Annotated in this window: 14 protein-coding genes; 6 read left to right on the top strand and 8 right to left on the bottom strand. The window is 38.6% G+C overall.

Annotated features, from left to right (window positions below; all coding sequences use genetic code 11):
- Positions 1-76: 76 nt before the first annotated feature.
- A complete protein-coding gene (locus tag G3O08_RS19355) occupies positions 77-892 on the top strand; it encodes an enoyl-ACP reductase FabI (protein WP_163287105.1) in 816 nt (271 codons plus the stop codon).
- 56 nt (positions 893-948) lie between these two features.
- Here the strand turns inward: G3O08_RS19355 and G3O08_RS19360 are convergent, their stop codons facing one another.
- Entirely contained in the window at positions 949-1,596 is a 648-nt protein-coding gene (locus tag G3O08_RS19360) for an NUDIX hydrolase (RefSeq protein ID WP_163287106.1), read from the bottom strand.
- Between the two features lie 38 nt (positions 1,597-1,634).
- On the opposite strand from G3O08_RS19360, the gene aat reads away from it, so the two are divergent.
- Together aat and G3O08_RS19370 are read left to right on the top strand one after the other, a co-directional pair.
- The gene (aat, locus tag G3O08_RS19365; RefSeq protein WP_163287107.1) at positions 1,635-2,318 is read left to right on the top strand and encodes a leucyl/phenylalanyl-tRNA--protein transferase; all 684 of its coding nucleotides are present in this window, start codon (positions 1,635-1,637) and stop codon (positions 2,316-2,318) included.
- A gap of 132 nt (positions 2,319-2,450) precedes the next feature.
- On the top strand, positions 2,451-3,122 hold the full coding sequence (locus G3O08_RS19370) for a DUF6962 family protein (RefSeq protein WP_163287108.1): 672 nt from the start codon (positions 2,451-2,453) through the stop codon (positions 3,120-3,122).
- 10 nt (positions 3,123-3,132) lie between these two features.
- On the opposite strand, the gene G3O08_RS19375 is transcribed toward G3O08_RS19370, so the two are convergent.
- Complete coding sequence (locus G3O08_RS19375) at positions 3,133-3,666, bottom strand: CAP domain-containing protein (RefSeq protein WP_163287109.1); 534 nt, start codon at positions 3,664-3,666, stop codon at positions 3,133-3,135.
- Positions 3,667-3,920: 254 nt separating this feature from the next.
- Here G3O08_RS19375 and G3O08_RS19380 point away from each other — a divergent pair, with 254 nt between their 5' ends.
- Complete coding sequence (locus tag G3O08_RS19380) at positions 3,921-5,972, top strand: cation:proton antiporter (protein ID WP_163287110.1); 2,052 nt, start codon at positions 3,921-3,923, stop codon at positions 5,970-5,972.
- Between the two features lie 18 nt (positions 5,973-5,990).
- On the opposite strand, the gene G3O08_RS19385 is transcribed toward G3O08_RS19380, so the two are convergent.
- The 6 genes from G3O08_RS19385 to G3O08_RS19410 all read right to left on the bottom strand — a co-directional run bounded on the left by G3O08_RS19385 (position 5,991) and on the right by G3O08_RS19410 (position 13,483).
- Complete coding sequence (locus G3O08_RS19385; RefSeq protein WP_163287111.1) at positions 5,991-6,602, bottom strand: SET domain-containing protein; 612 nt, start codon at positions 6,600-6,602, stop codon at positions 5,991-5,993.
- Between the two features lie 229 nt (positions 6,603-6,831).
- The gene (locus tag G3O08_RS19390) at positions 6,832-7,233 is read right to left on the bottom strand and encodes a response regulator (protein ID WP_163287112.1); all 402 of its coding nucleotides are present in this window, start codon (positions 7,231-7,233) and stop codon (positions 6,832-6,834) included.
- A 1-nt stretch (position 7,234) separates the two neighbouring features.
- The gene (locus G3O08_RS19395) at positions 7,235-8,332 is read right to left on the bottom strand and encodes a sensor histidine kinase (RefSeq protein WP_163287113.1); all 1,098 of its coding nucleotides are present in this window, start codon (positions 8,330-8,332) and stop codon (positions 7,235-7,237) included.
- Positions 8,332-10,485, bottom strand: a complete 2,154-nt coding sequence (locus tag G3O08_RS21595; RefSeq protein WP_163287114.1) for a sensor histidine kinase — start codon at positions 10,483-10,485, stop codon at positions 8,332-8,334. The genes G3O08_RS19395 and G3O08_RS21595 overlap by 1 nt, the downstream gene beginning before the upstream one ends.
- Positions 10,482-11,201 carry a hypothetical protein gene (locus G3O08_RS19405; RefSeq protein ID WP_163287115.1) on the bottom strand — a complete coding sequence of 240 codons (720 nt, stop codon included), beginning with the start codon at positions 11,199-11,201 and terminating at the stop codon, positions 10,482-10,484. The genes G3O08_RS21595 and G3O08_RS19405 overlap by 4 nt, the downstream gene beginning before the upstream one ends.
- The gene (locus tag G3O08_RS19410) at positions 11,201-13,483 is read right to left on the bottom strand and encodes an Rv1355c family protein (RefSeq protein ID WP_163287116.1); all 2,283 of its coding nucleotides are present in this window, start codon (positions 13,481-13,483) and stop codon (positions 11,201-11,203) included. The genes G3O08_RS19405 and G3O08_RS19410 overlap by 1 nt, the downstream gene beginning before the upstream one ends.
- Positions 13,484-13,586: 103 nt before the next feature.
- Here G3O08_RS19410 and G3O08_RS19415 point away from each other — a divergent pair, with 103 nt between their 5' ends.
- Both G3O08_RS19415 and G3O08_RS19420 read left to right on the top strand, forming a co-directional pair.
- On the top strand, positions 13,587-14,084 hold the full coding sequence (locus G3O08_RS19415; protein ID WP_163287117.1) for a response regulator: 498 nt from the start codon (positions 13,587-13,589) through the stop codon (positions 14,082-14,084).
- A 195-nt stretch (positions 14,085-14,279) separates the two neighbouring features.
- Positions 14,280-14,522: a hypothetical protein gene (locus tag G3O08_RS19420; protein WP_163287118.1), complete on the top strand. Its 243-nt coding sequence runs from the start codon at positions 14,280-14,282 to the stop codon at positions 14,520-14,522.
- Positions 14,523-14,638: the final 116 nt, after the last annotated feature.

Here is a 14,638-nt window from a genome sequence, read left to right on the forward strand (position 1 = left end):
TACACAATACTAAATACACAATACTAAATACACAATACTAAATACACAATACAAAATACTAAATACTCAATATTCTATGTCAAACAATCTGCTTAAAGGAAAGAAAGGAATCATATTTGGAGCGCTAAACGATATGTCTATCGCTTGGAAAGTCGCTGAACGTGCGCATGAAGAAGGAGCTGAATTTGTACTTACTAATGCACCTATCGCTATGCGAATGGGCGAAATAAACAAACTTGCAGAAAGCTGCGGAAATGCGCTTGTAATTCCTGCCGATGCTACAGATATGGACGATCTGTCTAATTTGTTTGACAAGGCAACCGAGCACTTAGGAGGCAAAATCGACTTTATTCTTCATTCTATTGGTATGTCTCCAAACGTGCGTAAGGGCAAGCATTATACCGAAACCAACTATGATTTTTATCATAAAACACTTGATATATCTGCCATGAGCCTGCACCGTGTGCTAAAAACGGCCTACGAAAAAGATGCGGTCAATGATTGGGGTTCTGTAGTGGCACTGTCGTACATTGCAGCTCAGCGTGTTTTTCCAGATTATAATGATATGGCAGATGCCAAGTCGCTTCTTGAGTCAATTACAAGAAGTTTTGGATACCATTACGGCATACGCAACAAAGTGCGTATTAATACCATTTCTCAATCACCCACTATGACTACTGCCGGGAGCGGAGTTAAAGGATTTGATGAATTTGTGGCTTACGCCGAAGATATGAGTCCACTGGGTAATGCAGGTTCGATCGAATGCGCCAATTACGTGGTCAGCATGTTTAGCGATTTGACAAAATATGTTACCATGCAGAATCTGTTCCATGATGGGGGTTACAGCTTTACAGGTGTTTCAGAAAAAGTAATCGAAAAATTTAAGCAATAATATTTAATGTTATACTAACTGGAAGCAGGGCGATTATTCGCCCATGCTTTCGTCTGTCATTCTAAATTATGGATTTGAGATTTATTCAAAATCTCTGACAGTTCACTCAGCATCATAGCTGTAGCTCCCCACACTATTTCGCCATTTACCTCGTAATATTTTACCGGTATTTCGGTATTCATAGAGCTTACAAAAAGCATTTTCTCGCGAATTGCTGCCGCATTTAGAAATACCGAAACAGGGGTCTCAATAATACGTTGCACCTCTATTCTGTCTCGCTTAAAAATAGGTGCCTCCTTAGCGTAAGCCAGAAATGGTGTAACCAAAAACCGGCTGGGAGGAATATAAACCTTCGTTAGTTCGCCAATTAAAAATACACTTTGCTCATTGATTCCCACTTCTTCATTGGCTTCGCGCAAGGCAGTTTGCCAAAGCGATTTATCTTCCAATTCGCGCTTGCCACCGGGAAAACTCACTTGGCCACTATGCGTACCCTCATAAACATTTCGTAGCATTAACACGGTATAAAGTTCTCCGTTTTTTGGATACAGCAATGTCAATACCGCACTCTGCCTGGCTGTAGGGTCGATATTTGAAATATTATCCGGTGGAGGCCGGTCGTAATTAATAAGTCGTTTTTGGGCATTCCATCCGGGCAATGGCGACTTAAATGCACTTGAAAGTTTTGCGATTATTTCATCCACGATGCAAAGGTACGAAGCTTTGATAATTATATTTGCGGATGCCTGTTTTTCAACTTAACGATGATTCCTTAATCTTTCCATCAGCGCTGCTGGCAAATGATGAAGGATTACTTGCAATAGGAGGAAAGCTTCACGAAGATTGGCTGCTAACTGCTTATTCGCAGGGGTTGTTTCCTTGGTACAATGCCGGAGATCCTATTCTTTGGTGGAGCCCCGATCCGCGTTGTGTGCTACTTCCTTCGGAAGTGAAAGTGCAGAAAAGCATGAAACCACTTCTCAATAACTCGGATTTTGAATTCAAGCTTGATTCTGAATTTGAGCAAGTTATTGATATCTGTTCTAAGATTCCACGTAACGATCAACATGGAACATGGATTACAAAAGAAATGAAAAATGCTTATATCAGACTGCATGAGGTAGGTATGGCGCATAGTGCTGAAATTTGGAGGAAAGGTAAGCTCGTTGGTGGTTTATATGGTGTAAGTATAGGTGGTGTGTTTTTTGGCGAGAGCATGTTTAGTCATGAGCCCAATATGTCGAAACTTGCGTTGATACGGCTCTGTAAATGGCTTGAAAACAGGGATTTTTTGATGATCGACTGTCAAGTGCCCTCACCTCATTTAGCCAGAATGGGTGCCATCGAGGTAGATCGAATCCATTTTTTAGAAGCTTTAAATCAAGGGTTGATGCAGCCAACGAGAAAAGGTAAGTGGGAAGTTTAGCTTGCTCAAATTATGGAGGCAGGACCTTTTCTTGTCTGTAGTGAGAATGAAAAATACGCATTTAGCACCTCTGACAGCATAAATTGATTCTGAAAGTCTGGAATTCTTAGCTTTGCCAAAATTTTTGATAGCATGTATCCAGAAGTATTCTCGGGAATTTCGGTTTCCGGTATTTATATTCACGAACCCGGCGGTCTTATTACCGATCTGCTTATTGCCATTCTTTGCCTGGCTCTACTTCTCAAATTACCGAGGCTAAAAGATTCTTTTCAAAAATACTGGGCACTTTTTATCGCAATGATTGGGCTCGCTGGAGTAGGGGGCGCACTTGTTCACGGATTTCCGACCGTACTAGGCGAATCTCTTTTCTATTGGATGTGGACTTTAAAAAACGTGTTTCTGCCCATTGGAAATTACTTTGCAGCCTTTGTAATTCTTTCGGCTGCCTTTCCGGCAAAAATGCGCTGGCTTAATATTCTTCTTCTCATTAAGATGGTCGTGGCAAATGCATTTATGTTTTACATTTATTCTTTCTTGCCCATAGTAATAGATATTGCCCTAACCTATTTTCTCGTTATATGGCTGTCAATCAGGCTTACAAAATCCATTCCCGCATATAAACAAATCAGAAATGCTTTTTTGGTTGTCTTCTTTTCCGGTTTCCTGTATCTGGTGAAATACGACATCAACCCGGTGTGGTTCTCGCACAAAGATTTGGTTCACGTTTTTGTGCTAATCAGTGTTTACTTGATTTACAAAGCCATTAAAGTAAAAGACAAAGACTACGATTTCGGTAAGGTGTAGTATGAGGTTTTCAATTAGAACAAACATTCGGTTCACCTTGGAAATCTAATTCCTCACCAAGCCAAACGGCTGCAAAACCTTTGTAAATCCCAACGCCCATGGCTTTGTATTCAGTTGACTTCCAAATTTCTTTATTGAGAAGCACGGCATTGTGTCTGGGACTTTTTTTCCAGCTGTTCAAAGCATCAAGCGCACTTACTTCCTTATCAGGAAATTGACTATTAAATTGCGCCATAACTATTTCATAACCATCGCCTTGATAGCTGTTTATCTCTCTGGGTTTATTCCACATACAATCTCCATCGTCTCCAGAATTGTAGCAGCACCCACTCCATTTTTCGCCTTTCGACCAGGAATGCATATTGCATTTTCCATTTTCGTCATACGGCTTTTTTTCAATCAAATCGCGTACGTGTAATTGCGCTACTTCTGTGAGCGAAGCTGAAAGTGTTACCGGTTGCAGGCCATGAGTTGTTCGGTACTCATTAATGAGATCTGCCAGAGATTTTTCGTTCTCTGAAATACACACAACAGTATCGGTCAATTCCTGCCGAGAATCGGTGAAATCAAAAAAAGGGATCAAGAAAAATGAAAATAGAAAAAAGAATGAGTTCATCATCTTCTTAAACGCATGGCGCTTATTTTTGGTATGCCATATATTTTAATGAGACCTGAATAGCCGGGCTTTGAGAAATTTGAACAAAATCTTTTTTTAAGAAATTTTCTTCAAAACATCTTGAAGAACTTCTAAATGCTTTTAAAATTATTAGTATTTTAACGGGAAATTATAAGCCACCTATGATATTACTCGCCAGCGCGACCGAAATCCCTTTTTTGACAGAGATTATGGTTATTCTCGGTCTTTCTATTCTCGTAATATATATTTTTCAAAAGCTAAATATGCCTGCTGTGCTGGGCTTTTTGGCTACTGGTGTAATGTTTGGCCCTCACGCTTTGGGTTTTGTACAGTCTGGTGAAGAGATAGAAATGCTAAGTGAAATAGGTGTTATCTTACTTCTGTTTATAATCGGATTAGAGTTTAGTATAAAAAGCTTGGTATCAATGAAAAAGGTGGTACTTGTAGGCGGGAGTATGCAGGTAGGCCTTACTATTTTGCTTTCTGGCCTTATAGCTTATTTCCTCGGGTTTGGAATGAATGAAGCAGTTTTTCTGGGTTTTCTTATTTCTTTGAGCTCAACCGCCATCGTTCTTAAAGTGCTTCAGGATAAGGGGCTTATGCGAACCCCTCAAGGTAGAATAGCCCTTGGAATCTTGATTTTTCAAGATGTAATCGTGGTGCCTATGATGTTGCTTACACCAATTTTGGCTGGGCTTGATTCAAATGTGGCCATGTCTCTCTTCATATTGCTTATTAAGGTTATACTTGTTATAGGACTGGTATATGTCTCTGCGCGACATTTGGTGCCGCGCCTATTGCACGAAATTGCTCGTACACGTAGCCGTGAACTTTTTCTAATTACCATCATTGTTATTTGCTTTTCTGTAGCCTATTTTACATCTATAATGGGCCTCTCGCTTGCTCTGGGGGCATTTATGGCTGGTTTGAGTATTAGCGAAAGTGAATATAGCCATCAGGCTACTGGTTTAATCATTCCATTTCGGGAAATATTTACTAGCTTTTTCTTTGTTTCAATAGGAATGCTACTCGATTTAGATTTTGTAATTCATAATCTCGCTTTGGTCGCGCTATTCACATTTGGCGTTTTCATCATTAAATTTGGCATCATAGTCCTTTCTACGCTGGCGTTAAAGTATCCGCTAAAAACCGGAATTGTCGCCGGATTTAGCCTTTTCCAAGTAGGTGAGTTTGCATTTATTCTATCCAGAAGTGGTTTAGAGACAGGATTGCTTAATGACAATACCTACCAGTATTTTCTTTCGGTATCGATTCTTACAATGGGTATGACACCCTTTTTAATCGACTATGGCGACAAGCTTGCGGCAAACCTTTTGCGCACACCCTTTAAAAAGCTGGCTTTTATGGAAAATGCAGTTGGAAATGTTGTGGAAACTGATACAGATGACCTGGATGAATTACAAGGACACCTTATTATAATAGGATATGGTACGAATGGCCATAATGCCGCACGAACAGCCCGAAAAGCTGAAATTCCCTATGTCATATTAGAAATGGATGCTGATTTGGTGAAAAAAGCAAAAGACAAAGGTGAGCCTATACTTTTTGGCGACGCCAAAAACACTCATATTCTTGATCATGTTCGTATTCATAGAGCACGGGTGGCAGTAGTTGCTGTATCAGATCATCATGATGCATTGGTTATTGTTTCTCAAATTCGAGAACTGTCCAAAACGGTACATGTAGTTATTAGAGCCAAAACCATTGCTCAGTCCGAAGAGCTTTTAATAGGTGGTGCAAGCGAGGCAATTAGCGAAGAATTTGAAGCATCGGTTGAAGTGTTTGCACGAATGCTCAATCAATTTTTGGTAAGCAATGATGAGATTGATGACTATATTGAAACGATAAGAGATGAAACCTACAGCGCAATACACAGCAACTACCATGTGTATAAGCGCAATGCCGTTGAAATAGCAAAACTAAAAACAGCCAATATTCATATTGATCGCCATAGCCTTTTTAGTGAAAAACACCTCTGCGAAACCAAAATATTTGATGAAAATAAAGTGAGAGTGGTAGGTATATTGCGAAATGGTAAACTCAAAAAGAACTTTACCGGCGATACAATTCTTCGCGAAGACGATGAAGTCATTATAACCGGAAGCGAGCTGAACATCAATTTTTTTATGAATCAATGGGAGGAGTTAAACGCAAAAAAAATGCCCGACCTTGATGAGGTATCGGGCATCTAATTGTTTTAACCTATTTTATTACTGGGCTGAAAAAACTTTCTGGTCGCCATTTGGATAATAGCAATTAAGAATTGAGTCCATTTCAGCATTTCCTTTACTTATTGCTATGGCCTTTTGCCAGGTTTCATCACTCAAAAGGGTTCTGAGAGGTTGATCGCATCCTGAAAGACCCTTAAACGCCTGGAGCAATTGCTTATCCCAAACTTTATGATACTTTAATAAGTCATTGGGGTACACTACTTTCCGCTTCGTGCCTTCGTCTATTCCCCGAAAGGGTGACTCAATATTGAGATATCCATAATCGTCAGTAAGTTGCTCGCCTGGCTGAATATCGCGAATGGCAATCTCAAAGTCATAAGCCGTTGTGAGGCAGTTTGAATTAAAACTGTGATTTACAAAACGCGCATTGTCCCAGCATAATACGAGTTGGCCCTGATTATTTCTAAAACAATAGGTGTCTAATATTTCGCGGTAAAGCGGATCAAAGTCATGAACTTTTTCTGGATCAAACTCGCGGTCTAATTTATCCAGCGCCCAGGTGATGGTTCCTTTCGGGATAAATTCGGTGGCTATCACACCATATCCGACATCATTACTAATAAATTTTAATTCTGTTTTTGGATGTATCATATTTTAATGAATTGCTGGGTGAATATCATTAATTAGTGAATATTTTGATTAAATTGATGTAAATTTTAATCGATTGAAGGTCAGGTTAATGTAAGCGACATCCACCTTTTTTGATTTTCAAGGTATTCAAAAATATACGTAAAAGCTGCTTAAAAACCAAAAAAGATTCTAATAGAATCAAATATAGTAGATTAAAGAAGTAAATAAAATAGGATTAAACCAAATAGGTTCAACTAAAAAGGGACTTTAATTGCTCTTTCAATTTTTTGGCAATGAGTGGTTTATAAAGAAATCCGTCAATATTCTTATCGCTCATAATCGCATCTAGATCAGATAGGTCGGCCGTGCTTGATGTGAGAATAAAGAAAGGTGGGCTTTCTGGCTTATTGAGATTTAAATCCTGAATTTTTTCAAGAATTTCTAAACCGTTTTCGCCACTCATTCTATAATTTATTAGAATGTAATCGGGTGGTTCAATGGTTCGCTGCAAAGCTTCTATAAGTTCATTGCCAGATCTATACACTTCCACTTTCTCGGCGAGGCGCTTTAGGTAGATGATTCTTTGGATAACATATAATTCGACTTCATCATCATCTACAATATATGCCTTGAGATGTCTGAGCTTCTTCATTTTATTTCTTCTGATTCGGAATAGTCAGTTTAAACCTTGTGCCTTTTCCCAACACAGAGTCAACTGTAACTTGTCCTTTAATTCTGTGTATAGCTTCTTTTACTAAGTAAAGCCCTAGCCCGGTACTCTTTGAATCCTTATTTTTAGGGCTTCTGTAAAACATATCGTAGATTTTGGGCAATTCTGCCTCAGAAATCCCAATTCCAAAATCCTCCACATCTACCGAGTACACTTCTTCGGTTAAATTTGTTTGAATATTGATTTCGTATGGATCAGAATTTTTCCGTCCGTATTTTACAGCATTGGATATAATATTGCTCAGGCAAATCTTCAACCGCATTCGGTCGGAATATAATTCTTTCGCACCAGTGTGTATAAAATTGATTTTACATTTCGGATGGTACGATTTTAAGGAGTCAATAATATCGTTTATAAGAACTTCAACTTGAACAGCTTCAATGCTTATTTCCGATTTAAAATTACGATAGTAATCAAGAGTGGTTTGAATATAATTATCCATTTTTATCACACTCTTTTCCATTAGTTCAAATAACTGAACCTGGCTGTCTATTTCTTTTTCGAGTTTTGCGAGATTTATTAAACCAAGCATAGACATAAGCGGAGCGCGAAGATCGTGAGAAACACTGTAAACAAAACGATTAAGCTCAGAGTTTGTTCTTCTAAGCTCTTCATTTTTAACACGAAGCGCCACTCTAGCCTCGTACATAGAAAAACCTGTCTGCAAAGTTGATTGCATTAAATCATTGTTCCAGGGTTTTACCAGGTATTTGTCAATTTGCCCTTTGTTTACCGCTTCAATAACTGTTTGAGAGCTGGTGTATGCAGTAAGCAAAATGCGGATTGGATCTGGGTTTTTGGCGTGTAAACGTTCAAAAAATTCAACACCGGTCACTTCAGGCATACGCTGATCGGCTATGATGATCTGAGGTGAAATGGTTTCCAATAAAGTAAAAGCTTCATTGGCAGAATTGGCCAAATGCACGTCATGATCGCGTCTGAAACTTGCCTTAAAGGCACTTAGATTGTGCACTTCATCATCAACATATAAAATTGATATTTTACTTTTAGGATTTGTCATTATTCATCATTCATATCTATTGCTGATTTTACAGGTAATTTAATGGTGAACTTCGCACCATTATTTACTTCTGAATCTACCTTAATCTGTCCTTTGTGCTTTTCAATAATTTTAAATGAAATGCTAAGCCCAAGACCGGTGCCTTCACCTACATCTTTGGTTGTAAAAAACGGATCGAAAATACGATTTTTATGCTCTTCAGCAATTCCTAAACCGTTATCTTCGAAACTAATGTAAACAAAATCTCCATTGTGCCAAGATTTTATATTTAAGAATAAATCAATTTCATCATCTTTTTTTGACAACGCCTGTAAAGCGTTGTTTGCGATATTCATAAATACTTGATTTATTTTGCCGGGCAGGCATTCTACATTTGGTAAATCACCAAGTTCCTTATTGATCCGAACGTTCGCTGGTATAGTACCACGTAATATGACTAGAGTAGATTCAATCCCTTCGTTTATATCTACATATTTTAAATTACTCTCATCCAAGCGACTGAAGTTTTTTAGTCCACCCACAATTTCTGCAGTTCTTCTCGCGCCGTCCTGAATTCCATCAAGCAATTGATCTATCTCATTTTTAACATACTCAATATCTACTTCTTTTTTGAAAGCTTCTATTTTTTCCTTCTCACTGTCAAACTCTTCATTTGTTCTTATTCCGTCGTATTTATCAAGTATATCCAGAATATCTTTCACATCATATCGCAATGGTTTAATATTGGCAATTACGAAGTTTATTGGATTGTTAATTTCGTGAGCTATACCAGCGGTGAGCTGGCCTAGCGAAGCCATTTTCTCTGCATCAACCAGCTGGCTCTGCGTTTCCTGCAAATTGTGTAAAGTTACTGAAAGTTGGTTATTTGAAGTTTCTAAATCCAATGTTCGTTCGCTCACTTTCTGCTCTAGTTGTACATTTTGCAAGGTGACCATTTCCTCGTTTTCTTTCGAAATTCTAAGAGCATCGGCCTGCGATTGAGCTTTTTCTTTTTTCAAAATATTAATTCTATCTGCCAAAGCAAGCGAAAGTAGTACAACTTCAATAGCGCTTCCTACCATCAACATGTAGTTAGTAAAGGGATTTGATGGAATGAGTCCGGAATCTTTTAAAGAATAAATAACAATTCCAACCAAAAGAATACTCCAAGCAAGAAGATAAAACTTGGCCGGGGTATATCCACTTCTGTAAACAACGATGCTAGTAGCGAAAATGTAAAAACCAACCACTCCTATACCTATTTGAGAAGCGACGTGGACAATCGGGTTAATATCGATCAGCGCAAAAATAAATATCGTTATAAAGTATATATAGATCAAATTCGATATTTTGTGAAGTCTAGGAGCGTATATGCGAGTCCGTAAAAATTCGCGCAAGAAAGTGATCGATGAAATACTGACAAGTGAAGTGAATAAATAAACGCTTCTGCTGGCCAACCAGGAAAATTCTGGCCAAATATATAAATGGGTATAGCCCTCTAGAGCGGCCTGCGTAATACCAACGAAGAAAACGTAGATTACGTAAATCAAATAGCTTCGGTCTCTTACACTTAGGAAGATAAAGAAATTGTACAGCATCATAACTATTATAATCCCAAAGTAGGCACCAAATAGTAGATTTGAGTTCGTATAAAGATTCCAAGTACCTTCTTGAGTAGCGATATAAACAGGCAAAACAATTTGTTCAGCTGTAGCTATGCGCATATAAATTTTTTGCGTTTCACCTTCGTGGATGATTAATGGAATTCTGTAATTTCGCTTCGTGTTGAAAGGTGTAGCAGTTTTAGAAAAACTTTCGCCTACGGTATATGCAGATATTATAGAGTCAACATCATTAAGAATATAAATATCAAGGGTATCAAGTAAAGGTTGATTTATTAATAAGTTAAAATCCCGGCTATCAGAGATGTTCTTAACGCTAGTACGTACCCAGTAAGCTCCCTTTGAAAATCCAAGATTAGGCCTTGCTGCTTCGTTATTGATAAAATCCTTATGAATAATCTCTTGGAGTGATAATCTTCCTGAATCATCATTGTAAACTTGCAATTCCTTCCCCAACACCTCTAAGGTAAATGCGTCGCTTATTACCAGCTCATTTTGAGCTTGAACGAATAATTGCTGAAAAAGCAGCAGAACCAGGAAGAATTTTTTCATTTAAAAGCGTAATCTATGACTCCCACATTTTTCAACTGCATATCATGACTGTACAATATTTGATTGTCATCGCCTATGGTCTCAATTCTTTCCAGATTTGGATTTTCTCTCAAAGCAATGATTTTTTCTTTGTACATACCAAATGTATGTTCCAGTGTTCGCGGATTCATGGATAATACGCGCGCAACGTAGTTAGAGTTCGGATAAATAAATTCACCATTATTTCCAAGACTGGTTTCTATGCGATAACCCATTTGTCTGGCTATTTTTAAGGTGTACGACGCCACTATGGTAAAAATGGAAGTAATAGGAAGCTGGCTGCACAAAGCCATGCCTGCCACTACCAGATTTATTGTTACTCCCATATTGGGTGCTTTGCTGCGGCTATTCCATAAGCCACATAGCTCTGAAGTGCCGCCCGAAAGGGCATAATGACTAACCATGTCATGAATACTTGCGTCAAAATCAGAAACTGCATCTTCTACAGGCAACGGATGAATACCATCAGCAATTTGTACGCGGATTCCACCCAGAAGATCTCTACTATCTCTGTCGTAAGCCATTATAACATAAACATTTGGGTTATACGCCCAGCTTACGTTATTTGTTGTGATATTGCCGAGATTAAATCCTTCTAATACCTTTTTGTGACCATCAGCAAATTCGTAACAAGTTTCTTCTTCATCTATTGCTCTAAACGCACGAAGTTGAATCATTATCTTTTTTGAAAGTGTTCATTAATATTCCTTCTATAAGATTTTACTACCGGTTTATGGGCGTAAAACAATCGAAAAATAAAAACGGGTTCTTTCGTGGTTAGCGGGGAAATAATACGCTTTAATTGGTTTGCAGCTATTTGCAATTCTATTGCTTGTTTGTCACTTAAATCATTTTTTGTACTAAGTCGTTGCAAGATAAGACTAATAGGTGACTGCGGTTGAAATCCTATTTTTTCTGCATTGGCTCCTATCCATACGCGCTCCATATCTCTTCCTGCGTCAATGAAATCAATAGGGGAGTGAGAGTGACGTGTAATAATGCCCAATACGGAGGCGGCACTAGTGCTTTTTCTGGATAGTTTTTCAAAGGCGGTTCCACCGCCCCATTCTACCAATTTATCTATTACATTTGTTTCGCGGGCCAATTTAAAACCGGTGAGTTCGCCCACCGTAAGATCTACTGTATTAATATCAATTCCATCTTTTGTTTCTTCGGCTTCTTGAGCACTCCAGCGCATTTCTTCTATAAAATTCTGGTGGCCAGTAGGGTGCATTATTCTAAACCTTTCGGCAAATGCAATGACATCAGAGAGTGCTTCTTTAGTTTCTGAGTCTTCAATTATCAATAATTCAGATCCGTTTTTTTCGGCAATACGCTTTAAATATTGAATATGCTCAGCGCTAATTTTTTCGCCTGGTTCAATATTTCTATTGGTACGTCGATCAAAAATATGTTGACTTAATTTTTTGTCGTCAGCGTTGAAGTCTGCCTTTTCGGCAAAAGTCAAATGGGCAATGATATCCTTGCTTTCCGAAACTGGAAAATTGTTAACAGATGCTTCAACCCCTTGTTTTACGCCTGCTAATACTGCATTTTCTAATGATGCTCCGAGGGCTATGTACGAAGCAATAAAATTATGGTCTAAAAAACTGCTAATAAGAGAGGCATCCTGTTTCAGCTGCATTATTCCATCTGAGTAAGACCATCGCCAGGGTTGCAAATTACCACCCGAAGGGGCGTGACATGCGGCTTTAGCAATATTTTCAATTGCGGCTTGATTCAAGTGCAATTCATTTACTGCTGCTTTAGGAATCGATCCAAAATCGATATTTCCTGAATCTACTTTTTTTGATTCAATTCGCTCATTTTTCAGCTTATTTTTATTCCCGATAAGCGCTTCAACATCTACATAGTATCTGCCCGACTCGTGGTACTGATCCAGGAGAATTCGTCTTACCACATCGGCAGTTATACCACCTCCCAGGGTAACGGCAGATGCGAGCTGAGGCCAGGTAGTAATCGTTTCACCGATTTCAAGCATACTTGCCTTGGCTCTTGTAGATATGGTGTCTGCACCTACAATGGCGAGCATATATGGAATTTTATCCTCGTTGGTTTTTAAAGTTTTTAATTTTTCAGGGTTTAAATCGCCAATGGTGCCATGAAGCAATGGCCGATTGGGCTCTAAATCAAAGCGCTCTACATCAACCATCCCGCGATCACTGGCCTCCATTACCACAGGAATTTTCATTTCGCGCGCTTTATAACGACTCAGTACTTTTATATCAAGGCCATCACACTCATCAATAAAGAGATCTAAATTCCCACCTTTTGTAAAAAAATCGTCAATATTCTCTTCGGTGAGCCCGTCTGTAAAACAGGTAAGCTTTAAGTAGGGATCTATTTCCAATATTTCTCTCGCTACTGCATACACCTTGCTCAATCCCATATTGTGCACTCCGGTGCGAATTCTGTTCAAATTGGTAAGCTCGAGAGCGTCAAAGTCGGCTAAACGCAATTCCCCAAATCCACGCTCCATCGCCATAGTTACCGCTACAGATTGCCCAACGGAGAGACCGACTAATCCCACCTTTTTGGTAGCAAGAATCTCTTGCTCCCGGGGGCTAATTTTATAGTGGTTTCTATTGGTTCTTACCTGGGTAAACTCTTTTTTATCAAGTATGTGCACCAATCTGTTTGACCAGGGGTAATAAACCCATACTCCGTATATTTCCTTCGGTTCACTACCAAAATAATCGTTTGTAGCGTTGAGTAGTGCAGCGCCACTTAAGCGTTTTCGAGGATATTGGCACTTTATCAGTTCTTTTACCTGATCAACTATTTCATCGGTAACAACAGGTTTTTTAGTATCCAAAATATCCAAGAAGTGCGCTAAATCTCCTTCCTTTTTTAAATTTAATAAAACCGGTTTCCATACCGTTACATCCGCTTTTACCGCGTTTGAAAGTTTTCTGTCTAAAAAATCAATATCTATCATAAAGATATAAAGGGCTTATTGAGTAATTTTAATACCTTCGAATCTATTAATTAAAATGTGTTTTTTCACATTTTTTGTAAAAAATTAGACGAGCCATAGTAGTATGTACGATAACAAGGGTAAAAGAGAAGAAGAAGAAAGTAAAATGAGATCGGCCATTTTATATATTGATGATGAGGAGCACAATCTTGTTGCATTTAAAGCTGTTTTGCGGCGCGATTTCGAAATCTACACTGCAATTTCTGTAAAGGAAGCGCGTAAATACATGGAAGATCACGAAATAAAAATTATTGTGTCAGACCAGCGAATGCCTCAAACTACTGGTGTTCAATTTTTTTCTGAAATAAAAAATTCTCACCCAGAGCCTATTCGCATTCTTCTTACCGGATATAGTGATATGGAGGCAGTAATAGATTCAATTAATAAAGGAGAGGTGTATCGCTATCTTACCAAACCCTGGGATTCAGATTATATGAAATCTATTTTACACCAGGCTATGGAACTCTTTGACCTCAGACGGGAAAACAAGAAATTAATATCGGACCTTAAAAAAGCTAATGAGCAATTGGAATTTTATCTGCGCCAAAAGTTATTAAGCTGATTTTACCAAGAAGGGCTTGAGGTCAGAGATTTGTCATGCTGGCTATCAGGAGGGGCAAGTTTCTAAAATACCCGCAAAAAACTCCCCGCCCCCTTAGCTATTTTAGTGAACAACCTAGTGTTATCTCAAATCGGGGTTCACATTGGCGATACCCACCGTAAAACATTTACTTTTTCTGATGGTTAATTACAAAATATGATCGAATATAACATGCTGACTTCCGATTTTGAACCTGATAACTCTTTGCCTGAGTTAGGTTTTGCTTTAACAGGTGTCTGTTGCGAGAATACATTTACCAATAATAATATGGTCTTTGCTCATAATGGGGCCTGGGCTACTATGGCTGCGGAATCGCCATGGAAGGGAATCATCCATTCTGAGGCTACACCTATATTTAGTCCCAACCCTGTATTTTCATGTGCCCAGCAAAAAGACTAAATTATGCGTTTCTATTGTTGGGTCGCCTGGATACTTTTAACTGCAAGTTGTACCAATTCGGAACGCGTATCTAAAAATTCGCAGGAAATTAAATTGGACAAAAAGGGTGCGAAGGA

Origin of the sequence: Cryomorpha ignava, from assembly GCF_010686655.1 — a bacterium.
GTDB classification, from domain to species: domain Bacteria; phylum Bacteroidota; class Bacteroidia; order Flavobacteriales_D; family Cryomorphaceae; genus Cryomorpha; species Cryomorpha ignava.